At 68.1% G+C, this 25,297-nt stretch carries 23 protein-coding genes; 16 read left to right on the top strand and 7 right to left on the bottom strand.

The window, feature by feature from the left end:
- Positions 1-284: 284 nt before the first annotated feature.
- The 3 genes from IG194_RS17175 to IG194_RS17185 are packed head-to-tail and all read left to right on the top strand — an operon-like array spanning position 285 to position 2,888.
- The gene (locus IG194_RS17175) at positions 285-1,721 is read left to right on the top strand and encodes a cytochrome ubiquinol oxidase subunit I (RefSeq protein WP_058488316.1); all 1,437 of its coding nucleotides are present in this window, start codon (positions 285-287) and stop codon (positions 1,719-1,721) included.
- A 2-nt stretch (positions 1,722-1,723) separates the two neighbouring features.
- On the top strand, positions 1,724-2,731 hold the full coding sequence (gene cydB / locus IG194_RS17180) for a cytochrome d ubiquinol oxidase subunit II (protein WP_043318694.1): 1,008 nt from the start codon (positions 1,724-1,726) through the stop codon (positions 2,729-2,731).
- A 10-nt stretch (positions 2,732-2,741) separates the two neighbouring features.
- A complete protein-coding gene (locus IG194_RS17185; protein WP_082996270.1) occupies positions 2,742-2,888 on the top strand; it encodes a DUF2474 domain-containing protein in 147 nt (48 codons plus the stop codon).
- Positions 2,889-3,264: 376 nt separating this feature from the next.
- Here IG194_RS17185 and IG194_RS17190 read toward each other — a convergent pair whose 3' ends face one another.
- A complete protein-coding gene (locus IG194_RS17190) occupies positions 3,265-4,476 on the bottom strand; it encodes an MFS transporter (RefSeq protein WP_058488318.1) in 1,212 nt (403 codons plus the stop codon).
- Between the two features lie 301 nt (positions 4,477-4,777).
- Here IG194_RS17190 and IG194_RS17195 point away from each other — a divergent pair, with 301 nt between their 5' ends.
- Genes IG194_RS17195 through IG194_RS17215 form a run of 5 tightly spaced genes read left to right on the top strand, consistent with a single transcriptional unit; the run spans position 4,778 to position 10,945 of the window.
- Positions 4,778-7,609, top strand: a complete 2,832-nt coding sequence (locus IG194_RS17195; RefSeq protein WP_058488319.1) for a xanthine dehydrogenase family protein molybdopterin-binding subunit — start codon at positions 4,778-4,780, stop codon at positions 7,607-7,609.
- On the top strand, positions 7,602-8,135 hold the full coding sequence (locus tag IG194_RS17200; protein WP_009613171.1) for a (2Fe-2S)-binding protein: 534 nt from the start codon (positions 7,602-7,604) through the stop codon (positions 8,133-8,135). The genes IG194_RS17195 and IG194_RS17200 overlap by 8 nt, the downstream gene beginning before the upstream one ends.
- Positions 8,136-8,137: 2 nt before the next feature.
- Positions 8,138-9,373 carry a c-type cytochrome gene (locus tag IG194_RS17205; RefSeq protein WP_058488320.1) on the top strand — a complete coding sequence of 412 codons (1,236 nt, stop codon included), beginning with the start codon at positions 8,138-8,140 and terminating at the stop codon, positions 9,371-9,373.
- A 1-nt stretch (position 9,374) separates the two neighbouring features.
- The gene (locus tag IG194_RS17210) at positions 9,375-10,343 is read left to right on the top strand and encodes an XdhC family protein (protein WP_058488321.1); all 969 of its coding nucleotides are present in this window, start codon (positions 9,375-9,377) and stop codon (positions 10,341-10,343) included.
- Entirely contained in the window at positions 10,340-10,945 is a 606-nt protein-coding gene (locus tag IG194_RS17215) for an NTP transferase domain-containing protein (protein ID WP_058488322.1), read from the top strand. The genes IG194_RS17210 and IG194_RS17215 overlap by 4 nt, the downstream gene beginning before the upstream one ends.
- Positions 10,946-11,472: 527 nt before the next feature.
- Here IG194_RS17215 and IG194_RS17220 read toward each other — a convergent pair.
- The 3 genes from IG194_RS17220 to IG194_RS17230 form a co-directional block, all read right to left on the bottom strand.
- Positions 11,473-11,883, bottom strand: coding sequence for a type II toxin-antitoxin system VapC family toxin (locus IG194_RS17220; RefSeq protein WP_058488323.1), 411 nt, complete (start codon positions 11,881-11,883; stop codon positions 11,473-11,475).
- On the bottom strand, positions 11,880-12,140 hold the full coding sequence (locus IG194_RS17225; RefSeq protein WP_009613156.1) for an antitoxin: 261 nt from the start codon (positions 12,138-12,140) through the stop codon (positions 11,880-11,882). The genes IG194_RS17220 and IG194_RS17225 overlap by 4 nt, the downstream gene beginning before the upstream one ends.
- Before the next feature lie 82 nt (positions 12,141-12,222).
- Positions 12,223-13,347 (bottom strand): methyltransferase, encoded by a 1,125-nt coding sequence (locus IG194_RS17230; protein WP_058489705.1) that lies wholly within the window; start codon positions 13,345-13,347, stop codon positions 12,223-12,225.
- Between the two features lie 128 nt (positions 13,348-13,475).
- Here IG194_RS17230 and IG194_RS17235 point away from each other — a divergent pair, with 128 nt between their 5' ends.
- Entirely contained in the window at positions 13,476-14,252 is a 777-nt protein-coding gene (locus IG194_RS17235) for a ferredoxin--NADP reductase (RefSeq protein WP_058488324.1), read from the top strand.
- Between the two features lie 188 nt (positions 14,253-14,440).
- Positions 14,441-15,994, top strand: coding sequence for a TerC family protein (locus IG194_RS17240; protein ID WP_058488325.1), 1,554 nt, complete (start codon positions 14,441-14,443; stop codon positions 15,992-15,994).
- Positions 15,995-16,011: 17 nt separating this feature from the next.
- On the opposite strand, the gene mscL is transcribed toward IG194_RS17240, so the two are convergent.
- The gene (gene mscL / locus IG194_RS17245) at positions 16,012-16,425 is read right to left on the bottom strand and encodes a large-conductance mechanosensitive channel protein MscL (RefSeq protein WP_043268871.1); all 414 of its coding nucleotides are present in this window, start codon (positions 16,423-16,425) and stop codon (positions 16,012-16,014) included.
- 190 nt (positions 16,426-16,615) lie between these two features.
- On the opposite strand from mscL, the gene IG194_RS17250 reads away from it, so the two are divergent.
- The 3 genes from IG194_RS17250 to radA all read left to right on the top strand — a co-directional run bounded on the left by IG194_RS17250 (position 16,616) and on the right by radA (position 18,647).
- Positions 16,616-16,858, top strand: a complete 243-nt coding sequence (locus tag IG194_RS17250) for a YdcH family protein (RefSeq protein WP_009613144.1) — start codon at positions 16,616-16,618, stop codon at positions 16,856-16,858.
- Between the two features lie 77 nt (positions 16,859-16,935).
- Positions 16,936-17,178 carry a hypothetical protein gene (locus IG194_RS17255; RefSeq protein ID WP_043268874.1) on the top strand — a complete coding sequence of 81 codons (243 nt, stop codon included), beginning with the start codon at positions 16,936-16,938 and terminating at the stop codon, positions 17,176-17,178.
- Between the two features lie 95 nt (positions 17,179-17,273).
- Entirely contained in the window at positions 17,274-18,647 is a 1,374-nt protein-coding gene (radA, locus tag IG194_RS17260) for a DNA repair protein RadA (protein WP_058070082.1), read from the top strand.
- Between the two features lie 736 nt (positions 18,648-19,383).
- Here radA and IG194_RS17265 read toward each other — a convergent pair.
- Complete coding sequence (locus tag IG194_RS17265) at positions 19,384-19,755, bottom strand: PilZ domain-containing protein (RefSeq protein ID WP_009613140.1); 372 nt, start codon at positions 19,753-19,755, stop codon at positions 19,384-19,386.
- Between the two features lie 418 nt (positions 19,756-20,173).
- On the opposite strand from IG194_RS17265, the gene IG194_RS17270 reads away from it, so the two are divergent.
- From IG194_RS17270 to yjiA, 3 genes are all read left to right on the top strand, one after another.
- Positions 20,174-22,240 carry a carbon starvation CstA family protein gene (locus IG194_RS17270; RefSeq protein ID WP_009613139.1) on the top strand — a complete coding sequence of 689 codons (2,067 nt, stop codon included), beginning with the start codon at positions 20,174-20,176 and terminating at the stop codon, positions 22,238-22,240.
- Between the two features lie 15 nt (positions 22,241-22,255).
- Entirely contained in the window at positions 22,256-22,459 is a 204-nt protein-coding gene (locus IG194_RS17275) for a YbdD/YjiX family protein (RefSeq protein ID WP_009613138.1), read from the top strand.
- A gap of 75 nt (positions 22,460-22,534) precedes the next feature.
- On the top strand, positions 22,535-23,515 hold the full coding sequence (gene yjiA, locus IG194_RS17280; RefSeq protein WP_043268876.1) for a GTPase: 981 nt from the start codon (positions 22,535-22,537) through the stop codon (positions 23,513-23,515).
- Positions 23,516-23,780: 265 nt separating this feature from the next.
- Here the strand turns inward: yjiA and IG194_RS17285 are convergent, their stop codons facing one another.
- Positions 23,781-25,268: an APC family permease gene (locus IG194_RS17285; RefSeq protein WP_058488326.1), complete on the bottom strand. Its 1,488-nt coding sequence runs from the start codon at positions 25,266-25,268 to the stop codon at positions 23,781-23,783.
- Between the last annotated feature and the right edge of the window lie 29 nt (positions 25,269-25,297).

A 25,297-nucleotide genomic window follows, 5' to 3' on the forward strand; every position in this document is an offset into this window, starting at 1 on the left:
TTCATTTTTATATGACTGAAATTCATATTCAGACTGAGGCAAGCTGCCGCGCGGCAACCCGCCACGGCGGCATTTTCCGGGGCCGGGGGTACCATCGACGGGCTTTCTTGAGCTGCATCAATGCACGCCCTGCTAGTCTTTGCTTGGCGTACCGCCGCGACCACAGGTCCGCCGGCCCGAACAAGAATCCGATTCCAGGATCACCACTGAAACTGTCGGCTCCCGTGGGCCGGCGAGTTGCCCGCTGCGTGCGACGACGGGCGTCACCCTGAAGAGGAAACGTCATGTTGGGTCTAGAGGCGTTGGAACTGGCGCGTATGCAGTTCGCCTTTACCGTCTCCTTCCACATCATCTTCCCCGCCATCACCATCGGCCTGGCCAGTTACCTGGCCGTGCTCGAAGGGCTGTGGCTGAAGAGCGGCCAGGAGGTCTACCGCGACCTCTATCACTTCTGGTCGAAGATATTCGCGGTCAACTTCGGCATGGGCGTGGTCTCCGGCCTGGTGATGGCCTACCAGTTCGGCACCAACTGGAGCCACTTCTCCGCCTACGCCGGGAGCATCACCGGGCCCTTGCTGACCTACGAGGTGCTCACCGCGTTCTTCCTCGAGGCGGGCTTTCTCGGCGTGATGCTGTTCGGCTGGAACCGCGTCGGCCCGGGCCTGCACTTCTTCGCCACGGTGATGGTGGCCCTGGGCACGCTGATGTCGACCTTCTGGATCCTCGCCTCCAACAGCTGGATGCAGACCCCGCAGGGCTTCGAGATCGTCGACGGCCGGGTGATCCCGGTGGACTGGCTGGCGGTGATCTTCAACCCGTCCTTCCCCTACCGCCTGCTGCACATGTCCATCGCCGCCTTCCTCGCCACCGCCTTCTTCGTCGGCGCCTCGGCGGCCTGGCACCTGCTGCGCGGGCGCGACAACCCGGCGATCCGCAAGATGCTCTCCATGGCCATGTGGATGGCGCTGCTGGTCGCGCCCATCCAGGCCATGATCGGCGACGCCCACGGGCTGAACACCCTGGAGCACCAGCCGGCGAAGATCGCCGCCATCGAAGGCCACTGGGACAACGCCGAAGGCGGCCCGACGCCGCTGATCCTGTTCGGCTGGCCGGACATGCAGCGCGAGGAAACCCGCTTCAAGGTCGAGATCCCGGTGCTCGGCAGCCTGATTCTGCGCCACAGCCTGACCGAGCCGATCCCGGCGCTGAAGGACTTCCCGCGCGAGGACCGGCCCAACTCCACCATCGTCTTCTGGTCGTTCCGCATCATGGCCGGCCTGGGCATGCTGATGATCCTGGTCGGCGTCTGGAGCCTGTGGCTGCGCTGGCGCGAGGGGCTGTACCGCAACCGCGCCTTCCTGCGCCTGGTGCTGTGGATGGGCCCCTCGGGGCTGCTGGCGCTGCTCGCCGGCTGGTTCACCACCGAGGTCGGCCGCCAGCCCTGGGTGGTCTACGGGCTGATGCGCACCGCCGACGGCGTGTCCAACCACAGCACCCTGCAGATGAGCCTGACCCTGGTGATGTTCGTGCTGGTGTACTTCTCGCTGTTCGGCGTGGGCATCGGCTACATGATGCGCCTGGTGCGCAAGGGCCCGGTCACCGACGAGGGCCGCGAGCACAACGAGGGCGGCGCCGGTCGCCAGCGCACCGCGGCGCGGCCGCTGTCGGCCACCGCCGAGGGCTTCGACGAAGATGACGACCACCCGGCGGGGAGGAACTGAGCATGGGTATCGACCTTCCGCTGATCTGGGCGGTGATCATCATCTTCGGCGTGATGATGTACGTGGTGATGGACGGCTTCGACCTCGGCATCGGCATGCTCTACCCGTTCTTCAAGGACGAGCGCGACCGCGACGTGATGATGAACACGGTGGCGCCGGTGTGGGACGGCAACGAGACCTGGCTGGTGCTCGGCGGCGCGGGGCTGTTCGGCGCCTTCCCGATGGCCTACTCGGTGGTGCTCTCGGCGCTGTACCTGCCGCTGGTGCTGATGCTGGTGGGGCTGATCTTCCGCGGCGTGGCCTTCGAGTTCCGCTTCAAGGCCAAGGCGCACAAGCGGCACATCTGGGACAAGGCCTTCATCGGCGGCTCGCTGGCGGCGACCTTCTTCCAGGGCGTGGCCCTGGGCGCCTTCATCGAGGGCCTGCCGGTGGTCGACGGGCAGTACGCCGGCGACTCGCTGGCCTGGCTGGCGCCCTTCCCGCTGTTCTGCGGCCTGGGCCTGATCGTGGCCTACAGCCTGCTGGGCTGCACCTGGCTGATCATGAAGACCGAAGGCAAGCTGCAGGAGCGCATGCACGACCTGGCGCGGCCGCTGGCGCTGGTGCTGCTGGCGGTGATCGGCATCGTCAGCCTGTGGACGCCGCTGGCCCACGCCGAGATCGCCCAGCGCTGGTTCAGCCTGCCCAACCTGTTCTGGTTCGCCCCGGTGCCGCTGCTGGTGCTGCTGACCTTCTACGCCCTGCTGCGCTCGGTGGCGCGCAACGACAACGCGCTGCCCTTCGTGCTCACCCTGGTGCTGATCTTCCTCGGCTACAGCGGCCTGGGCATCAGCCTGTGGCCGAACATCATCCCGCCGGGGGTGAGCATCCAGGCCGCCTCGGCGCCGCCGCAGAGCCAGGGCTTCATGCTGGTGGGCGCGCTGTTCATCATTCCCTTCATCCTCGGCTACACCGCCTGGAGCTACTACGTGTTCCGCGGCAAGGTGAAGCACGGCGATGGCTACCACTGAGGGCTCGGCGATGAAACCGCAAACCGTGAAGGCACCGCTGTACAAGCGCCTGGGCTGGCTGGTGCTGATCTGGGCATGCAGTGTCGCCGCCCTGGGCGTGGCGGCTTGGCTGATGCGCCTGCTGATGAATGCGGCGGGGTTGGGGGCGCCGCACTGAGACTCCCACTTGGGCGCCTTCGGGTGCCTGTAGCCCTCGCTTTGGCGGGGGCTTTTTTATTGGGGGGCTTTTGGGCTTTTCGTAGGAGCGAGCTTGCTCGCGAATGGCGTTTCCCTGTCGCTACGGCGCCTGAGGTTGACTCCGCTCCCTCTCCCTAACCCTCTCCCTGAAGGGAGAGGGGACCGTTGGGCAGAGTCGAGCGTTCTGGAGTTAGCCGGCAGGTATGGTGTTTCCGGCGGAAACCATATCGTTCTCGGCACGGACTAGCCCCCTCTCCCTTCAGGGAGAGGGCTGGGGAGAGGGCGCTCTGAAACCCGAACTCCAGAATCGCCGGGGAACTCTGTTCGCGAGCAAGCTCGCTCCTACGAAGAGCGCTTCAGTGCAACTTGTCCCGCTGCGCCAACGTCGGAAACAGCTTCATCCACGCCCCCGTCACGACCAGCGTCCCCACGCCGCCAATAACCACCGCCGGCACCGTGCCGAACCAATGCGCCGTCAGCCCCGACTCGAACTCGCCGAGCTGGTTGCTGGCGCCGATGAACAGCCCGTTCACCGCGCTGACGCGGCCGCGCATCTCGTCCGGGGTTTCCAGCTGCACGAAGGCGCCGCGGATCACCATGCTGATCATGTCCGCCGCGCCCAGCACCACCAGCACGCCCAGGGACAGCCAGAAGGACGTGGACAGGCCGAAGGCGATGGTCGCCACGCCGAAGATGCCCACCGCCAGGAACATGATGCGCCCGACGTTGCGCTCGATGGGGAAGCGCGCCAGCCAGAACGACATCAGCAGCGCGCCCAGCGCCGGCGCCGAGCGCAGCAGGCCCAGGCCCCAGGGGCCGGTGAGCAGGATGTCCTTGGCGAACACCGGCAGCAGCGCGGTGGCGCCGCCCAGCAGCACGGCGAACAGGTCCAGGGAGATGGCGCCGAAGATGTCCGGGCGGCTGCGGATGAAATGGATGCCGGCCATCAGCGAGGCCAGGCTGGCCTTGCCCTGGATGCCGTTCTGCCGGCGCGCCTGCAGGCTCAGCGACAGCGCGCAGGCCATGAAGTACAGCAGCGTGGTCGGCGCGTACACCCAGAAGGCGCCGAAGGCGTAGAGCAGGCCGCCCAGGGCCGGCGCGGCGATGGTCGCCGCCTGCATGGCCGAGGCCGAGGCCGCCACCGCGCGGGGGAAGAGGGCGCTGGGCACGATGTTCGGCAGCAGCGCCTGGGTGGTCGGCATCTCGAAGGAACGCGCGCTGCCGAGCAGGAAGGCCAGCACGAAGATCATCTCGCGGGTCACGCTGCCCGTGCTGGCGCCCAGCACCAGGGCCAGCGCCACCAGGCCCTGGGCCACCTGGCACAGGGCGGCGACCTTGCGCCGGTCGTAGCGGTCGGCGACGTGCCCGGTGTGCAGCATGAACAGCACCCGCGGCAGGAATTCCACCAGGCCCACCAGGCCGAGGTCGAGCACGTTGTGGGTCAGCTCGTACATGTGCCAGCCGATGGCCACGGTGAGCATCTGGAAGCCACTGGCAGTGCACACGCGGGCGAGCCAGAAGGCGAGGAAGGGACGGTGGCGGAGCAGCGAGGTGGCTTCGGCGGACATGGTGCGCGGACGACTGGTTAGGGAGCTAAGCAAAGGCCGGTGAGCGTAGCACGCCGTAACAAATTCGGTAGGCATTTTCCTTCAGACGAGTGGACGGCCACGGCGCATTCGGTTCGCTGACCGCCCTGCTTAACTTTTGCCTGAGGCGTGCGATTTGGGTAAAGTTGACGTATCGGTCAGGATTTTCCGTAGGACGACGCGGCCCGCAACGCCGTCGTCGCGCCGTTCCACGCCTCGGTTCCGCCGGTTCCAGAACTCCATAACGACATGGGCGGGTAGTGCACCGCCCAGAGGATGATCCATGTCCAACCGTGATATCTCCCGGCGCGCCTTCCTCCAGGGCGGTCTGATCGCCGGCGTGAGCGTCACCCTGGCGCCGCTGGGCAGCCGGGCTTTCGCTGCCTTGATGGAGAAGAGCGTGACGGTGCCGGCCGAGCAGTGGCTCGGCCACGACGGCAAGGTGCGCTTGCGCAACGACGCCATTTCCAAGGTCTGCGGCAACAAGGTGTTCGCCCGTGACATCCGCGCGAAAGACATGCCCGGCTGGCCGCAGCAGCAGGGCCACGCCATGCTGCTGAAGACGCTCAAGGCCGACCGTATCTACGAAGGCTACGACCTCGCCTGGCTGGGCGACGACCTGCAGCCGGACCGCATCGTCACCGCTGACGATCTGGCCAAAGACGGCATCGCCTTCCCCGAGGCCCACGGCCCGGACCCGCTGCTGCCCACCGGCAAGGTGCCGATGTTCATCGGCCACCCGGTGGCCATCCTCATCTGGCATGACTTCGAGCGCTTCCGCCGGGCCAAGCTCAAGCTGAAGTTCAACGACAAGGCTATCCGCTACGGCGCCCAGGCGCCGCTGTACCAGGGCGACCCCTACGGCAGCTTCCGCTACGTGCGGGTGGGCGGGAAGACCTCGGCCGACGAGGACGAGTTCTCCAGCCTCAAGGCCTCGATCCTCTTCCCGATGATCCGCAACCGCAAGCCGGTGTGGGACCAGCAGCCCAGCCAGCACGGCAACCTCACCGAGCAGGGCCTGTTCTACGCGCAGAAGATCAAGGACCAGGTCGACAACCCGCCGGCCGACTGGCTGGTCTTCGACGAGCGCTACAGGACGCCGTCCATCGAGCCCGCCGCGCTGGAACCGGACAACGGCAACGGCTGGTACGACCCGGCCAGCAAGACCCTGCACTTCGTGGTCGCCACCCAGTGCCCGTTCGAGGCCGCCTACGAGACGGTGCACATGATCGCGCCGTCGCGCTTCGGCCTGGCCACGCTGAACATCCACCCCGGCTACACCGTCGGCTACGGCTCCAAGGACCACAACATCTTCGTCTACTACGCGGCCCTCGCCGCGCTGTACGGCGAAGGCGTGCCGGTGCGCCTGGCGAACGACCGCTACGAGCAGTTCCAGAGCGGCATCAAGCGCCACGCCTTCGACATCCGCTACCAACTGGCGGTGGACAAGAAGGACCTGGGCTTCCGCATCTTCCGCGCCGAGATGAGCCTGGACGGCGGCGGCCGCGCCAACTACAGCGCCTCGGTGGCCGCCGTGGGCGCCACCGCCGCGCAGTCCATCTACTACATGCCGCAGAGCGACCTGCAGGCCACCGCCTACCATTCGCGCGGCGTCGAGGCCGGCTCCATGCGCGTTTACGGTACCCTGCAGAGCATGGCCTCCACCGAGATGATGGTGGACGAGATCGCCGAGCGCCTGGGCGTCGACCCCATCGAACTGCGCAGGCGCAACGCGCTGGTCTCGGGCATGAAGAACACCCAGGGCGCGGTGCCCGCCGGCGCCCTGCGCCTGCACGAGATCCTCGACAAGGCCGCCGCCCACGAGGTGTGGAAGAACCGCGCCGAACGCAAGAAGCAGTTCGACGCGCAGGATGCGGACAACTGGTACGGCGTCGGCTTCGCCATCTGCCAGAAGGACTTCGGCACCGGCTCCGAGGCGCCCATGGCCAGCCTGGAGTTCGACGCCGAAGGGCGCATCCAGCTGCGCCACATCGGCATCGAGATCGGCACCGGCATGTCCACCTCCCAGGCCCTGGTCGCCGCCGACTTCCTCGGCCGCCCGGCGGACGAGGTGAAGACCGCCGAGACGCAGTGGCCGGAGCTGCAACTGCTCAGCGGCGAAGACCCCTACACCATGAGCCAGGCCACCCAGGACGAGAAGCTGCGCAACCCGCGCTGGGTGGGCAAGTACGCCTCGGCGTCCTCGGCCACCAACTCGGCCTACTACTTCAGCCACGCCACCCGCGAGGCGGCGCGCGTGCTGTTCAACCACGGGCTGTGGCCGGCGGCCCTGGAAATCTGGCGCCAGGGCCCCTACGGCGGCCAGGCCAACCCCTACGTGGTGCGCCGCGAGGACGCCCACTGGGTGAACGGCGAACTCACCGCCAACGGCATGCAGCCGCTGCCCTTCGCCGTGCTGGCCAGGCGCGCCCACGAGCGCGGCCTGGTCACCGGCGCCACGGTGCACGCCTTCAACCGCTGGAGCTGGGCCGAGTGCGAGTTCAGCATCGACGGCGTCAGCGAGCGCCTGCCGCTGGACGGCCTGGCGGTGAAGTACGGCGACGGCGCGCCGCAGGCGAAGAAGGCGCAGATGACCAGCGCCGGCTTCCACCTGCTGGACCGCAGGAACGTGAACTACCCGCCGGTGCAGCTGAACAACGCAGCGGTCACCTACTACAGCCCGGTGGCCACCCTGGTGGAGCTGAAGGTCAACAAGGGCAGCCACGAGGTGCAGGTGCTCAACCACCACTCCTGGGTGGAGTGCGGCCGGGTGCTGGTGCCGGAGCTGGTCAAGGGCCAGATCGAGGGCGGCACCGCCATGGGCCTGGGCCACGCGCTGCTGGAAGAGATGCCGCTGCACGAGGGCGGCCCGGCCGAGGGCGACTGGAACTTCAACCGCTACCGCCTGCCGCGCGCCAAGGACGTGGCGGTGTGGAAGCAGACCTCGGAGATCCTCCCGCCGCTGTCGCCCAGCGACCCGTCCAAGGGCATCGCCGAAGTGGTGATGATCCCCATCGCCGGCGCCGTGGGCAACGCCATCGCCCACGCCATCGGCAAGCGCGTCCGCGACCTGCCCGCCACCCCCGCCCGCATCAAGGAGGCCCTCAATGGCTAAGCTCCAGCTGACCCTCAACGGTCAGGGCGTCGGCCCGGTCGAGGTCCCCGAAGACCTGCCGATGATCGACTACCTGCACGAATACCAGAACCTCACCGGCTCGCGCCTGGGCTGCGGCCAGGGCATCTGCCACGCCTGCGTGGTGATCGTCGACAACCCCGACGGCACCAGCGAGGAAGTGCGCACCTGCATCACCGGCGCCAACTGGTTCGACGGCAAGAAGGTGCGCACCATCGAAGGCCACGCCAAGCGCGATGCGCAGGGCCAGGTGAGCGAGCTGAACCCGATCCAGCAGAAGTTCGTCGAGCGCTTCGCCTTCCAGTGCAGCTACTGCGCGCCGGGCTTCGTCAACGCCGCCACCGTGCTGGTGGAAAAGGCCCAGCGCCAGCCGCTGAAGAAGAGCGAGCTGGAGTCGGCGATCGAGGCCAGCCTCGGCCACCACATCTGCCGCTGCACCGGCTACGTGCGCTACTACAACGCCACCGCCGAGGTCCTCAGCGACCTCGGCCTGGTCAAGGAGGGCTGAGCATGGCGCGACTGCTAACCGGCCTGCTGCTGAGCGCGGGCCTGGTCGCCGGCGCCCAGGCCGCCGACGCCGACCTGGTCAAGCGCGGCGAATACCTGGCCCGCGCCGCCGACTGCACGGCCTGCCACACCGCGGCGGGCGGCGCGCCCTTCGCCGGCGGCCTGCCGATCGCCTCGCCGTTCGGCACCATCTACGGCAGCAACATCACCCCGGACAAGGACTACGGCATCGGCAACTACAGCGCCGACGACTTCTTCGCCGCCCTCACCGAGGGCAAGCGCAAGGACGGCGCCAACCTCTACCCGGCGATGCCCTACACCTCGTACCACCTGATCAGGCGCGAGGACTCCGACGCCATCCACGCCTACCTGATGACCGTCGAGCCGGTGCACCGCGCCGCGCCCGAGACTGCGCTGAGCTTCCCGTTCAACGTGCGCGCGGGGCTGGCCGGCTGGAACCTGCTCTACGGCAAGAGCGTCCAGCTGCAGGGCGCCGAGGGCAAGAGCGAGCCCTGGCAGCGCGGCCAGTACCTGGTGGAAGTGCTCGGCCATTGCGGCGAATGCCACACCCCGCGCAACGCCATCGGCGCGCTGCAGCAGGACAAGCGCCTGTCCGGCGCCCTGCTCAACGGCTACCTGGCGCCCAGCCTGCTGCCCGCGGACCTGGCCGCGCGCGGCTGGAACCACGCCGACCTGTCGGCCTTCCTCGAGCACGGCATGAGCGCCCAGGGCAGCATGTTCAACGAGATGTTCCCGGTGCTGCACCACAGCACCCAGCACCTGGACAGCGCCGACCTGCAGGCCATGGCCAGCTACCTGCTGGGCGACCAGCCGCCGGCGGCCAGGGCGGTGCAGGCGGTGGCTTATCCACAGCTGTCCGCCAGCGCCAAACGCGGCCGCCAGCAGTACCTCAACGTCTGCGCCGGCTGCCATGGCACCGAAGGCGAGGGCAAGCCGCACATCGCCGTGGCCATGCAGGGCAACACCACCCTGCGCCTGGCCGACTCGCGCAACCTGCTGCGGGTGATCGTCGACGGCATCGGCGAACAGCAGTTCGGCGGCTTCGAACGCATGCAGCCGATGCCCGGCTTCGCGGATAAACTGGATGACGCGCAACTCACCGATCTGCTCAACTACCTGCGTCAAAGCTGGGGCGGCCTGCCCGGCGACCTCGACGCCAAGGCGGTTGCGCAACTGAAGTCCGATGGTGTGCCGGCCCATGCCGGCAAGGCGATGTGAAGTGCAACATCTCGATCTGCAAGTGATCCGCCAGGCGCTGCGCTGGTCCCGGGAGGGCCAGCGTGTCTGGCTCTGCACCGTGCTCTTCACCTACGGCTCGGCGCCGCGCGCGCCGGGCTCGCTGCTGGCGGTGAACCAGGGCGGGCAGTGGGTGGGCTCGCTGTCCGGTGGCTGCGTCGAGGACGACTTCCTCGAGCGCGTGGCCGCCGGCGAGTTCGCCGAACCGGTAAAGGTGGTGCGCTACGGCGAAGGCGACGAGCGCAGCAACATCCGCCTGCCCTGCGGCGGCATCCTCGACGTGCTGGTGGAAAACCTGGCGCCGGACTGCGAAGTCCAGGCGCACCTGCGCGAACTGGAAGCGGCGCTGCTCGGCCAGCGCCGCCTGCTGCGCCGGGTGGACCTGGCCAGCGGCGCGCGCAGCCTGAACGACGACCACAGCCACGGCCCCCGGGTGGAACGCGACGCCGGCACGGTGCAGCTGCGCGTCGGCGCAGCCCAGCGCCTGCTGCTGGCCGGCTATTCCAGCGTGGCCCATGCCTGCGCCGAGTTCGGCAAGGGCCTGGGCTTCGAAGTGATCCTGTGCGATCCGCGCGAGGAAGCGCTGGATGGCGTCGAGCTGGACGGCATCGAGATCCGCCGCGAACTGCCGTCGATCTTCATCGCCAACGGCGGCTGCCACGCCGACACGGCGGTGGTGGCGCTGACCCACGACCCGAAGATCGACGACCTGGCGATGCTCGAAGCGGTGCGCACCGAAGCCTTCTACATCGGCGTGATGGGCTCGCGCACCACCTCGGCCAGGCGCATGGAGCGCCTGGAGCGCGTCGGCGGCCTGGGCGAGCGCGAACTGGCGCGCATCCACGCGCCCATCGGCCTCAACCTGGGCAGCAAGACCCCGGCGGAAATCGCCCTGGCGGTGCTCGCCGACATCCTCCGCACCCGCAGCGGCATCGAGCGCGAGAGCCTGTGACGACCGTCGCGCTGCTGCTGGCCGCCGGCTTCGCCCGGCGCTTCGGCGCCGACAAGCGCCAGGCGCGCCTGGCCGATGGCCGTGGTTTGCTGGCGGCTAGCCTGGCCAATGCCTGCGAGGCGTTCGACGAAGTCTGCGTGGTACTGCGCCCGGAGGATGATGCGGCGGCGCTCGGCGTGCCTGTGGATATCTCCATCGTGCGCTGCGCGGAGGCGGAATCCGGCCTGGGCCACAGCCTCGCCGCCGGCGTCGCCGCGCTGGCCGACAACCCGGCCACCAGCGTGGCGATCCTGCTCGCCGACATGCCCTGGATAGCCCCGCAAACCCTGCGCCTGCTGGCGTCGCACGCCAGCGAACAGCACATCGTCTTCCCCCTGCACCAAGGCCAACGCGGCCACCCGGTCCTCTTCGGCCGCGCCTTCTGGCCGGAACTCCGCGCCCTGCAAGGCGACGAAGGCGCCCGCGCGGTGCTGCAAGCCCACCGCGAAGCCTGGCAACCCATCGACGTGAACGACCCCGGCGTCCTGCGCGACGTAGACACCCCCGCGGCCCTGACACCCGGCTCGCTCCTACAAGGGAATGGTGCGGGTGGGGCCGCGTAGGAGCGGATCTCATCCGCGAACCGCGCCGATACGTCCGGCTATCGCGGACAAGGTCCGCTCCTACGGGGGAGGCATACCGTGCTCCCCGGCAACTTGTAGGAGCGGGCCCTGCCCGCGATTCGCGCGCAGGGCGCGCTCCTACAGGGGAATGGCGCGGCTGGGGCAGCGTAGGAGCGGATCTCATCCGCGAACCGCGCCGATACGTCCGGCTATCGCGGACAAGGTCCGCTCCTACGGGGGAGGCATACCGTGCTCCCCGGCAACTTGTAGCGGGCCCTGCCCGCGATTCGCGCGCAGGGCGCGCTCCTACAGGGGCGTGGCGCGGCTGGGGCAGCGTAGGAGATCTCATCCGCGATCCGCGCCGATACCTCCGGCTATCGCGGACAAGGTCCGCTACGGGGGAGGAATGCCGTGCCTCCCGGTAACTTGTAGGAGCGGGCCCTGCCCGCGATTCGCGCGCAGGGCGCGCTCCTACAGGGATGCGGCGCGGATGGGGCCGCGTAGCAGCGGACTCCGTCCGCGATGCCCTACTCGACCGCCCAGTCTTCCAGGCGTAGCCCGTCGATGCGTTCGAACTCGCGGGTGTTGTGCGTCACCAGGGTCGCCTCCAGCGCCAGGGCGTGGCAGGCGATCCACAGGTCGTTGGCGCCGATCGGCGTGCCGGCCAGCTTGAGGCGGGTGAACTGCGTCGCGTAGTGCTCGCACAGGCGCGGAGTGCCGTCGTAGACCACCGTCACCTGGCGCGTCAGGCGCTCCAGCTGGCGCAGGACCTCGCTGCGCCGGGTGCTGCGTTCGGCGCCCTTGAGCAGTTCGGCATAGGTGAAGAAGGACATGCACAGGCCGGCGTCGGCGGGCAGGGCATTGACCCGTCGGGCCACGGATTCCGGGCGGTTCTTCAGCAGGTAGATGAGGATATTGGTGTCGAGCAGGTATTTCACAGCTCTTCCCGCTCCTGCATCGGCGGCTGTTCGCGCTGCCCTTCTTCCAGTGCTTCGATGAACTCGTCGTCGAAGCCGGACAGCGCCTGCAGCAACGCCTCGCCGCGGTCCTCGGGCAATGGGTGGATGACCAGGTCGCCATTGGCCTGGCGGCGGATTTCCACGCGGCTGGCGTCCAGGCGGAACTCCTGGGGAATGCGCACCGCCTGGCTGTTGCCGTTCATGAAGACGCGGCTGGGGAGTGTGGGCGAGGACATGGCAAGGACCTCCACAGATATGTGTGTACAGCTATGTGTGTATTCTGCGCCGCCGCCCTGCGGAAGGCAATGACCGTCGGTCCTACTTGCTCGCCTTGAGCACCACGAACTTCGGGTTCGCCGCCACCTGCTCGACGCCGCGGAACAGGCGCTTGAGCTTGGCGTGGTAGCCCAGGTGGCGGTTGCCGACTATCCACAGCTGGCCGCCGCTGACCAGCGCGTGGCGGGCCTGCTGGAACATGCGCCAGGCGAGGAAGTCGCCGACCACCTGCTGCTGGTGGAAGGGTGGGTTGCACAGCACCACATCCAGCGAGTCCGCCGGCTGCCCGGCCAGGCCGTCGGCGGCGTGGAACTGCGCCTCGCGTTCGCCCAGGGCGGCGCGCCAGTTCTCGCGGGCCGACTGCACGGCCATGAAGGATTCGTCCACCAGGCTGTAGTGGGCCTCCGGGTTGGCCAGGGCGCTGGCGATGGCGAGCACGCCGTTGCCGCAGCCCAGGTCCGCCACCCGCGCCCGGCCCAGGCCGCGCGGCAGGTGCGGGAGGAAGGCGCGGGTGCCGATGTCCAGGCCCTCGCGGCAGAACACGTTGGCGTGGTTGAGCAGTTCCAGCTTCGGCTGGTCCAGGGTGTAGCGGTTGGGGTAGGGCGAGGCGACCGGGGCTTTATCCACAGGCGTGGCGAACAGCAGGCGGGCCTTCTTTTCGGCCAGCGAGGCCTGCACCGGGCCGATGTATTTCTCCAGCAGGTCGCCGGCGGCGCGCGGCAGGTGCTTGACCATGGCCCCGGCGATCACCCGCGCGCCCGGCGCCAGGCGGCCGTGCAGGCGGATCAGCTGTTCCTCCAGCAGGGCGAGGGTCTTGGGCACCCGCAGCAGCACCAGGTCGAAGGGGCCCGCCGGGGTTTCGCTGGCCGGCACGAAGGCCACTGCGTCCTCCGCCAGGCCGTTGCGCGCCAGGTTCTTGCCCAGGGCCAGGGCGGCGAGGAAGGAGTCGCCGCTGCTGGTCACCTGCGCGTGCCCGGCCAGGCCCGCGGCCAGGGCGCCGAAGGCATCGTTGAGCACCAGCACCCGGCAATCGCCGGCCAGGCCGTCGGCGGCCACCTGGCGCAGCAGGTATTCGTCGGCGGCGTCGAAGGCTTGCAGCGGGTCGTTGCGTTGCTCCGGCTGGCGGATCAGGTCGAGTTCGGCGAAGGGCGTGTGGAAGGTCGGCATGGGCATCGCTTTTTCGTTGCGCCAGGTCAGGCCGGCCGCGGTTTGCGGCAAAGGCCCTGATATCTGACGGTGTTTCTCGCTCTTGCGATGGGAGAAACTGTAGGCAGAGATTGGATCGGGAGCGGAGTATGACCGCCAGCGAAGAGAAGTTCACCCGTCAGACGCTGCTCGACGTGCAGACGCTGACCCCCAGCCTGTTCACCCTGCGCACCACCCGCGACGCGGGCTTTCGCTTCCGCGCCGGGCAGTTCGCCCGCCTAGGCGTGTACAAGCCCAGCGGCAGCATCGTCTGGCGCGCCTATTCGATGGTCTCGGCGCCCCACGACGAGCACCTGGAGTTCTTCTCCATCGTGGTGCCGGGCGGGGAGTTCACCAGCGAGCTGAGCCGCCTGCGCGAGGGCGACCAGTTGCTGGTCGACCGCCAGGCCTTCGGCTTCCTCACCCTCGACCGCTTCCCCGACGGCCGCGACCTCTGGCTGCTGGCCACTGGTACCGGGCTTGCGCCCTTCCTGTCGATCCTCCAGGACTTCGAGGTGTGGGAGCGCTTCGAGACCATCAAGCTGGTGTACAGCGCCCGCGAGGAAAAGGAGCTGGCCTACCGCGACCTCATCGCCGGCCTGGCCGGGCGCGACTACCTGGCCGAGCACGCGCACAAGCTGCAGTTCATCCCGGTGGTGACCCGCGAGCAGGTGCCCGGCTGCCTGGGCGCGCGCATCACCACGCTGATCGAGAACGGCGAGCTGGAACGCGCCGCCGGCCTGGAACTCACCCCCGAGCATTCGCGGGTGATGCTCTGCGGCAACCCGCAGATGATCGAGGACACCCGCGCGGTGCTGAAGACCCGCGGCATGAACCTGGCGCTGACGCGCAAGCCCGGGCAGATCGCCGTGGAGAACTACTGGTAGGCAAGATTTGGAAAAGATTGCCCGCTTAAGCCGCGGGCGTCTTTGCCCTTAGGATGGCCGTCCATCCATAGCCCCTGGAACCCCATGGACTGCCACACGAGCGAGCCGCCCCCGGCGGCCGACGACCCCTTCGATAATACCTTCCCCCACACCCTCGCCGCGCCCCAGCGCGCGCCCCGGAGCTGACCATGGAGTGGCTCCTGGACCCTACGGCCTGGCTCGGCCTGCTCACCCTGATCCTGCTGGAGCTGGTGCTGGGCATCGACAACCTGGTGTTCATCGCCATCCTCGCCGACAAGCTGCCGCCGCAGCTGCGCGACCGCGCCCGGCTGATCGGCCTGTCGCTGGCGCTGCTGATGCGCCTGGGCCTGCTGGCCAGCATCTCCTGGCTGGTGACCCTCACCGAACCGCTGTTCGAGGTGTTCGGCAAGGCCTTCTCCGGGCGCGACCTGATCATGCTGTTCGGCGGCCTGTTCCTGCTGTTCAAGGCCGCCCTGGAATTGCACGAACGCCTGGAAGGGCGCGTGCACAAGGCTGGCGGCGCGCGGGTCTACGCCGCGTTCTGGCCGGTGGTGGCGCAGATCGTGGTGCTCGACGCGGTGTTCTCCCTGGACGCGGTGATCACCGCCGTGGGCATGGTCGAGCAGCTGGAAGTGATGATGATCGCCGTGGTCTTCTCCATGGCCCTGATGATGGTCGCCAGCAAACCGCTGACCGCCTTCGTCAACGCCCACCCCACGGTGATCATGCTGTGCCTGGGCTTCCTCATGATGATCGGCTTCAGCCTCACCGCCGAGGGTCTGGGCTTGCACATCCCGAAGGGTTACCTGTACGCCGCCATCGGCTTCTCGATCCTCATCGAGCTGGCCAACCAGGCGGTGCGCTGGCGCCGCCGGCGCAGCCTGCAGGGCAGCCGCGGCCCGCGCGAGCGCACGCGCTACGCGGTGCTGCGCCTGCTGGGCGGCAAGGTGGAGGCCGACGAGGTGGGCGAGGAAATCGCCGACATGCTGGGCGAAGAGCCGGCCGACGCGCCCTTCGACCGCCGCGAGCGGGTGCTCATCAGCGGCGTGCTGGAGCTGGCCGAGCGCTCCATCCGCTCGGTGATGACCGAACGCACCGAGGTACACCGCATCGACCTGGACGCCGATGCCGCTCAGACGCGCCAGGTGCTGCTGGATTCGCCCTACTCGCGCCTGCTGGTGATCCGTGCCGGCCAGGTGGACGAGCCGCTGGGCTACGTGCACAAGAAGGAACTGCTCAAGGCCATCCTCGCCGGCCGCCAGCCGGACATCGAGCCGCTGCTGCGGGCGCCGCTGAACCTGCCGGACAGCTGCAGCGTGCTCGGCGCCCTGGAGCAGATGCGCCAGGCATCGACCCACGTGGCCTTCGTGGTCAACGAATTCGGCGGCTTCGAGGGCCTGCTGACGCTGACCGACATCCTTCAGGCGATCGCCGGCGAACTGCCGGACGCCAGCGAGATGGCCGGCCCGGACATCGAGAAGGGCAGCGATGGCTGGCGCGTGCGCGGCGCCACCACCCTGGCGTTGCTGGCCGAGCGCATCGGCTTCCGCGGCCAGGCGCCGGAGGATTGCCGCACCCTGGGCGGCCTGGCGCTGCACCTGCTGGACCGCCTGCCGGCGGCCGGTGACGAACTGGAGCACCGCGGCTGGCGCCTGCGGGTGCTGGAGGTGAAGGAACGGCGCGTCGAGCGCCTGCTGCTGCAGCCGCCGCGCGCCGCCTGACGGCGCGCGGGGCCGGATCAGCTGCGGTTCTGCTGGTTCTTCAGCAGGTCGCGGATCTCGGTCAGCAGCACTTCCTGGGGCGTCGGCGCTGGCGGCGCCTCGGGGGCGGCGGCCTCTTCGCGCTTGAGCCGGTTGATGGCCTTCACGCCCATGAAGATGGCGAAAGCGACGATCAGGAAGTCCAGACAGGTCTGGATGAATTTGCCGTAGGCCAGCACCACCGCCGGAGCGTCGCCCTGGGCGGCCTTGAGGGTGATGGCCAGGTCGGAGAAGTCGACCCCGCCGATCAGCAGGCCGATCGGCGGCATGATCACGTCGCCGACGAAGGACGAGACGATCTTGCCGAAGGCGGCGCCGATGATGATACCGACGGCCATGTCGACCACGTTGCCTTTGACGGCAAAGGCCTTGAACTCGCTAAGCAGACTCATGCACAGACTCCTTGTAGGGATAGAGGGGACAGGGGGGAGTTTAGCGGCCGCGCCGGTGTTGAACACTCCCCCGAGCCGGCATGGACAGCCGCCAGCGCAAAAGTTCCGGCATGACCGGCGGCGCTGGGCGAAATTCGGTGGTGGTCTAGGCTGAAGGGAATCATCCACCCACGCAGTAAGGAGGACCGCCATGCCGCTGGAGCACCATCCCCTGGCCCGTGAGTTTCCCGATCAGCGCGCCAAGATCGCCAAGCTTATCGGCGAGAACAGCCATTTCACCCGCCTGGCCGGCACCTACGAGGAGCTGGACCGGCGCATCTACGACATCGAGGACGGCCGCGAGCCGCTGGATGACCTGGCCCTGAACAACCTCAAGCTGCAGCGCGTCGCCCTGAAGGACGAGATCGCCGAGCTGCTGCAGCGTTCAAGCTGAGCTTGATCGATATCAAGGGAGCTCGCCGAGGTCGGGCGTAGTCTTCGGACAACTTTTTCTACTGCTGGTGATCAGCCATGCGTAAAGAGCAGCGTCCCCTCGGCAAGACCCTCCGCAAGCAGGCCAAGACCTCGTTCGACCCGCACCGGGCCCAGGAGCGTCTGGTACGTCTGAAACTGCAGTACGAATTGCTGGACCAGCGCATCAGCCGGGTGGAAGAGGGCATCGAGCGCCCGGACGGCACCCTGGCCGCGCTGATCATGCGCCGCGAAGGTCTGCGCTACGACATGGAGAGCCAGTACCGCCTGCTGGCGGGCTGATCCTTCGGCCGCATCCGTCGGCCACTGTCGCAGCGGGCTGAAGCGCCAGGCGCGAACCGCTATGATGCGGGCTTTGTCTTCGACGGAGTCCGCCCATGGCCAAGGCCAAGCGCATGTACGGCTGCACCGAGTGCGGCGCCACCTTCCCCAAATGGGCCGGCCAGTGCGCCGACTGCGGCGCCTGGAACACCCTGGTGGAGACCGTTCTCGACACCACGCCTACCGGCGGCTCCGGCAGTTCCGGACGCGGCGGCTGGGCCGGGCAGCAGGCCAACATCAAGACCCTGGCGGAAGTCAGCGTCGAGGAGATGCCGCGCTTCAGCACCGCCTCCAACGAACTCGACCGCGTCCTCGGCGGCGGCCTGGTGGACGGCTCTGTCGTGCTCATCGGCGGCGACCCCGGCATCGGCAAGTCGACCATCCTCCTGCAGACCCTGTGCAGCATCGCCAACCGCATGCCGGCGCTCTACGTCACCGGCGAAGAGTCGCAGCAGCAGGTGGCCATGCGCGCGCGGCGCCTGGGCCTGCCGGAAGACAAGCTCAAGGTCATGACCGAGACCTGCATCGAGAGCATCATCGCCACTGCTCGCCACGAGCAGCCCAAGGTGATGGTGATCGACTCCATCCAGACCATCTTCACCGAACAGCTGCAATCGGCCCCCGGCGGCGTCGCCCAGGTGCGCGAGAGCGCCGCGTTGCTGGTGCGCTTCGCCAAGCAGAGCGGCACGGCGATCTTCCTGGTCGGCCACGTCACCAAGGAAGGCGCCCTGGCCGGCCCGCGGGTGCTGGAGCACATGGTCGACACCGTGCTGTATTTCGAGGGCGAGTCCGACGGCCGCCTGCGCCTGCTGCGGGCGGTGAAGAACCGCTTCGGCGCGGTCAACGAACTGGGCGTGTTCGCCATGACCGACCGTGGCCTGAAGGAGGTCTCCAACCCTTCGGCGATCTTCCTCACCCGCGCCCAGGAATCGGTGCCCGGCAGCGTGGTCATGGCCACCTGGGAAGGCTCGCGGCCGATGCTGGTGGAGGTGCAGGCGCTGGTCGACACCAGCCACCTGGCCAACCCGCGGCGCGTCACCCTGGGCCTGGACCAGAACCGCCTGGCCATGCTGCTGGCGGTGCTGCACCGCCACGGCGGCATTCCCACCTACGACCAGGACGTGTTCCTCAACGTGGTGGGCGGGGTGAAGGTGCTGGAAACCGCGTCGGACCTGGCGCTGATGGCGGCGGTGATGTCCAGCCTGCGCAACCGGCCGCTGGATCATCAACTGCTGGTGTTCGGCGAGGTCGGCCTGTCCGGCGAGGTGCGCCCGGTGCCCAGCGGCCAGGAACGCCTGAAGGAAGCCGCCAAGCACGGCTTCAAGCGCGCCATCGTACCCCAGGGCAACGCCCCCAAGGAAGCCCCGCCGGGGCTGCAGGTGATCCCGGTGACGCGCCTGGAGCAGGCGCTGGATGCGTTGTTCGAATAGCGCGCACCGCCCGCCCATACGGTAGGAGCGGGCCCTGCCCGCGATTCGCGCGCAGGGCGCGCTCCTACAATGGGAATGGCATGAGTGGGGCCGCGTAGGAGCGGATCTCATCCGCGAATCGCGCCGGGACGTCCGGCTATCGCGGACAAGGTCCGCTCCTACGGGGGAGGAATGCCGTGCTACCCAGCGAACTGTAGGAGCGGGCCCTGCCCGCGATTCGCGCGCAGGGCGCGCTCCTACAATGGGAATGGCATGAGTGGGGCCGCGTAGGAGCGGATCTCATCCGCGAATCGCGCCGGGGCGTCCGGCTATCGCGGACAAGGTCCGCTCCTACGGGGGAGGAATGCCGTGCTCCCCGGCAACCTGTAGGAGCGGGCCCTGCCCGCGATTTCGCGCGCAGGGCGCGCTCCTACAGGGGAATGGCGCAGGTGGGGCGGCGTAGGAGCGGATCTCATCCGCGATCCGCGCCGATACGTCCGGCTATCGCGGACAAGGTCCGCTCCTACGGGGGAGGAGGAATAGCGTGCTCCCCGGCAACCTTGTAGGAGCGGGCCCTGCCCGCGATTTCGCGCGCAGGGCGCGCTCCTACAGGGGAATGGCGTGGGTGGGGCGGCGTAGGGCGGATAACGTTCGACGTTATCCGCCGGTTAACCGTGATCCCCGGCAGCCCCGAGGCTGACCTGGGCGCGGCCGTACCCTGGGTCAAACGGCGTACAACCGCGAACGGTCGTACGCCCTACGCCTGTTCCCCCAGCGCCGTCAGCTCGCGCTCCAGCAGGCTTGCGTCGCCCAGGTTGAGTTCCACCAGGCGGCGCAGGTGGCTGATGGAGTCCAGGTCGATGTGCCGGCAGATGAAGCCCAGCAGGCCCTCGCGTTCCCAGGCCAGGTCCGCCTCCATGTAGATGTTGGCGTCGAAGCCCAGGTAGATGCGCACCTCGAAGGGCTTGCCCGGGTCGCCGTTCCAGCCCGGCGGGCGGGTCACCAGCAGGCCCTGCAGCGACAGGTCTTGCAATTCGGCCTTCCAGCGCTGGCCGTCCTGGGCGACCTCGGTGCTGGCGTCGAAGGCGATGCGGCTGAAGCGCCGTCGTTCAGCGTGATCGTCACTCATGGGTGGGCTCTCCGGCCGATTTGCGTTCGCCTCACTATAGCCAAGCCCCTGTCGCCCGTCGCATCGCCGGCCGGCGGTTTGACAGCCGTCCGGGCGTCGCCAAAGCTGCTAGGGCGATTCCCCATCAAACCAAGGCGGAGCGGAGCATGGACAACAAGATTCCGGGAAAGGGGCTTATCCTCGGGGTTCTGGCGCGCTACGCCCAGCAACCCGCCTGAGCTTCCCAGGCCGCGCCGGCCCGCGCGCAAACCCTCGACGCAGAGCGGTTTGCGCGGCGCGGGCCGCGACACCAGACCGCCCCTTTTCAGGCGGCAATATCGTTGCAACGGCTCTAGACTAAGGTCGTATGAATGACTCGCCGGAAAGGACTAGAATTTTTCCTGCGAATTCTCGCCCTTCAACAGTCGGAAGCATCGCCATGAACAATAACAACAGCCTGCTACGTCACCTCGCCTGGGCGATCGTGGCGATAGTCGGAGCATGTGCCTTAGGAGTCGTGGCGCTTCGCCGCGGCGAAGCCATCAATGCCCTGTGGATCGTGGTAGCGGCGGTCGCCATCTACCTGGTCGCCTACCGCTACTACAGCCTGTTCATCGCCGAGAAGGTGATGCAACTGGACCCCAACCGAGCCACCCCCGCGGTGCTCAACAACGACGGCCTGGACTACGTCCCGACCAACAAGCACATCCTCTTCGGTCACCACTTCGCCGCCATCGCCGGCGCCGGCCCGCTGGTGGGCCCGGTGCTCGCCGCGCAGATGGGCTACCTGCCCGGCACCCTCTGGCTGATCGCCGGGGTGGTCCTGGCCGGCGCGGTGCAGGACTTCATGATCCTGTTCATCTCCAGCCGCCGCAACGGGCGCTCGCTGGGTGAACTGGTGCGCGAGGAAATGGGGCAGGTGGCGGGGACCATCGCCCTGTTCGGCGCGTTCCTGATCATGATCATCATCCTCGCGGTGCTCGCCCTGATCGTGGTGAAAGCCCTGGCGGAAAGCCCCTGGGGCATGTTCACGGTGATGGCCACCATCCCGATCGCGATCCTCATGGGCGTGTACATGCGCTACATCCGCCCGGGCCGCATCGGCGAGATCTCGGTGGTCGGCGTGGCCCTGCTGCTGGGCTCCATCTGGCTCGGCGGGCAGGTCGCGGCCAGCCCCGAGTGGGCGCCGGTGTTCACCTTCCACGGCGTGCAGATCGTCTGGATGCTGATCGGCTACGGCGCCATCGCCTCGGTGCTGCCGGTGTGGCTGCTGCTGGCCCCGCGCGACTACCTGTCGACCTTCCTGAAGATCGGCACCATCGTCGCCCTGGCCATCGGCATCCTGATCGTCATGCCGGAGCTGAAGATGCCGGCCCTGACGCAGTTCACCGACGGCACCGGCCCGGTGTGGAAGGGCAGCCTGTTCCCCTTCCTGTTCATCACCATCGCCTGTGGCGCCGTGTCCGGCTTCCACGCGCTGATCTCCTCGGGCACCACGCCCAAGCTGCTCAACCGCGAGCCCGACGCCCGCTACATCGGCTACGGCGGCATGCTGATGGAGTCCTTCGTGGCGATCATGGCCATGGTCGCCGCCTCGGTGATCGAGCCGGGCATCTACTTCGCCATGAATAGCCCGCCGGCGGTGGTCGGCACTGACGTCGCCGCGGTGGCCGCGACCGTCAGCGGCTGGGGCTTTGCCATCACCCCGGAAATACTCACCCAGACCGCCAAGGACATCGGCGAAACCACCATCCTGGCCCGCGCCGGCGGCGCCCCGACCCTGGCCGTGGGCATCGCCCACATCCTCCACCAGGTGCTGCCGGGCGAGAACACCATGGCCTTCTGGTACCACTTCGCGATCCTCTTCGAGGCGCTGTTCATCCTCACCGCGGTGGACGCCGGCACCCGCGCCGGGCGCTTCATGCTGCAGGACCTGCTGGGCAACTTCGTCCCGTCGCTGAAGAAGACCGACTCCTGGGGCGCCAACATCGTCGGCACCGGCGGCTGCGTGGCGCTGTGGGGCTGGCTGCTGTACCAGGGCGTGGTCGACCCGCTGGGCGGCATCAACACCCTGTGGCCGCTGTTCGGCATCTCCAACCAGATGCTCGCCGGCATCGCCCTGATGCTCGCCACCGTGGTGCTGATCAAGATGAAGCGCCAGCAGTACGTGTGGGTCACCGCGCTGCCGGCGGCCTGGCTGCTGATCTGCACCAGCGCCGCGGGCCTGATCAAGATCTTCGACGGCAACCCGGCGGTGGGCTTCGTCGCCCTGGCGCAGAAGTACGGCGCCGCGCTGGACGCTGGCCAGGTCCTGGCCCCGGCCAAGGACCTCGCCCAGGTCAAGACGGTGATGCTCAACGCCTACATCAACGCCGGCCTCACCGTGCTGTTCCTGCTGGTGGTGTTCAGCGTGCTGGTGTACTCCATCAAGGTCGGCGCCAAGGCCTGGACCAAGAAGGAGCGCACCGACAAGGAAGCGCCGTTCCAGCCCATTCCCGAGGCCTGAGGCAGGAGGTGACACGTGTTCAATGACCTCAGCCGCATGGGCAAGTACCTCGGGCAGGCCGCCAGGATGCTGGTGGGCATGCCCGACTACGACACCTATGTCGAGCACATGCGCAACAAGCACCCGGACAAGCCGGTGATGAGCTACAAGGAGTTCTTCCGCGAACGCCAGGAGGCACGCTACGGCGGCGGCAAGGGGCGACCGATCCGTTGCTGCTGAAGCCGCGGATGGGTGTATAAACGGACGGGCCGCCAGCGAGCGGCCCGTTTTCATTTTCCTGCCCGGATGGTTCCCATGAGTGATTCCGTAGTGCCCGCGCAGATTCCGGTGACCGTGCTCACCGGCTTCCTCGGCGCCGGCAAGACCACCCTGTTGCGCCACATCCTGCAGGCCGAGCACGGCCTGAAGATCGCGGTGATCGAGAACGAATTCAGCGACGCCCCCATCGACGGCCAGCTGCTGGGCGATGCCCCGGCGCAGGTCATGACGCTGTCCAACGGCTGCGTCTGCTGCACCATCAACAACGACCTGGAGCGTTCGCTGTACCTGCTGCTGGAGCAGCGCGACAGCGGCGAGATCGCCTTCGACCGCCTGGTGATCGAATGCACGGGCCTGGCCGACCCGGCGCCGGTGGCGCAGACCTTCTTCGTCGACGAGACGCTGCGCGAGCGCTACCTGCTCGACGGCATCATCACCCTGGTGGACGCCGCCAACGCCGACCGCCACCTGCAGGAAGCCATCGCCCAGGCCCAGGTCGGCTTCGGCGACCGCATCCTGGTGAGCAAGCGCGACCTGGTCAGCGCCGAGCAGTACCAGGCCCTGGCCGAGCGCCTGCAGCGCATCAACCGCCGCGCCGAGCTGTACCCGGTGGACCACGGCCGCATCGAACTGGAACGCCTGCTCGACGTGCGCGGCTTCAATCTCAACGCCGACCTCGGCCTGCGCCCGCTGCAGCCGCTGCGCCCGGTGGCGGCCAGCGACGACCGCATCCGCACCCTGGTGCTGCGCAGCGACAAGCCGCTGAACATCGAACGCCTGAGCGAGTTCATGGACGACCTGCTGCAATGGCACGGCAACTCGCTGCTGCGCTACAAGGGCGTGCTGAACATCCAGGGCGAGGAACGCCGCCTGGTGTTCCAGGGCGTGCTGCGGCTGTACGGCTTCGACTGGGACACGCCCTGGGGCGATGACGCGCGCGAGAGCGTGATCGTGTTCATCGGCGACAACCTGCCGGAGGAGCAGATCCGCCAGGGGTTCGAGGCGATCGTGGGGTGAGCGGCGGGGCGCCGTAGGGCGCATCCTACGTGGCCGGTGGGCCCAATCGCGGACAAAGTCTCCTACCGCATGAGCGAGCATGGCTTTTCGTAGGATGGCGTTGAGCGAAGCGATACCCATCAGCGCAACCGCATGGGTTTCGCAAGCTCAACCCATCCTACGAAAAACGCCTCGGCGCAGACAGTTGCTCCCTCTCCCCAGCCCTTAACCCCTCTTCAAAAAGAAACGCCCGGCATTCACCGGGCGTTCTTCTTCAGGCCAGGCCTCAATGCCGGGCCAGCTTCCACGCATCCCCAGCCGGCGCCGTGCCCTTGTCGTAGGGCTTGAACACCGTCATGTACACCAGCCCCACGGCGATCACGATGGCGCCCACCAGGATGATCCCGTAGTTGATGTACCAGGGCGCGTCCGGCGTGCGCGGCCAGGACATGTTGATGATCGCCAGCAGGCCGTAGACCTGGGCGGCGATGTTCACCGGCCAGCCCCACTTGCCCAGGGTGAAGGCGCCGCTGGGCTTCCAGCCGCGCAGGCGGGCGAACAGGGCGGCGCCGACGATCATCTGGAAGGCCAGGTAGATGCCGATGGCGGCGAAGCTGACCACGGTGCCGATGGCGTTCTGCAGGTAGAAACCGATGCACACGATGATCGCCGGGATCACCCCGCACACCACCAGGGCGGCGGTGGGCACGTGGGTGTTGGGCGACAGGCGCTGCAGCAGGCGGCTGCCCATGACCATCTCGTCGCGGGCGTAGGAGTACAGCAGGCGGCTGGCGGCGGCCTGCAGGCTGAGCACGCAGGACACGAACGACACCAGGATCACCAGCATCACCAGGCGCGCGCCGAGCGGGCCGAAGGCGCCGTCGAAGATGGTGGTCATCGGGTCCTTGTCGGCGCCGGAGATCACCGCGCCTATGTCCGGCACCGCGAGGATCAGCGCCAGGGCGGCGAACATCGAGGCGCCGCCGCCGATCCAGATGGTCATGCGCATGGCCTTGGGAATGCGCCGGCTGGGGTTCGGGGTTTCCTCGGCGACGTCGCCGCAGGCCTCGAAGCCGTAGTAGAGGAACATGCCGGCCAGGGAGGCGGTGAGGAACGCCGGCCAGTAGGCGCCGTCGATGCGGATGTCGAAGGTGTTGAACAGCACCGAGATCGGCTGGTGGCGTTCGAAGATCAGCAGGTAGCCGCCGATGACGATGGCGCCGATCAGCTCGCAGAGGAAGCCGAACATGGCCACCCGCGCCAGCAGCCTGGTGCCGCTGAGGTTGAGCAGCGTGGCGACCAGCGTCAGGCCCAGGCCGATCAGGGTGTTGGTCGCCGGGTCGGCCTCGAAGCCGAGCAGCGTGGCGACGTAGGGGCCGGCGCCCAGGGCCACCGCGGCGATGGTCACGCACAGCGACACCGAGTAGATCCAGCCGACCATCCACGCCCAGCGCTTGCCCACCAGGCGTCGGGCCCAGGGGTACACGCCGCCGGAGATCGGGAACTGCGAAACCACCTCGCAGAAGATCAGGCACACCAGCATCTGCCCCAGGCCCACCAGCAGGTACGACCAGAACATCGGCGGCCCGCCGGCGGCCAGGCACAGGCCGAAGATGCTGTACACGCCGACCACCGGCGACAGGTAGGTGAAGCCCAGGGCGAAGTTCTGCCACAGGCTCATGCTGCGTTCGAAGTTGGAGGAATAGCCCAGCGCGCGGAGCTGTTCCGCATCGCGGTCGACCGGGGCGATGCCGGGTTGGATCGGACTGTTCATCGTTATTGTTCCTGTATGGCTATGCACGT

Source organism: Pseudomonas sp. ADPe (assembly GCF_014843515.1).
Taxonomy (GTDB): domain Bacteria; phylum Pseudomonadota; class Gammaproteobacteria; order Pseudomonadales; family Pseudomonadaceae; genus Pseudomonas; species Pseudomonas citronellolis.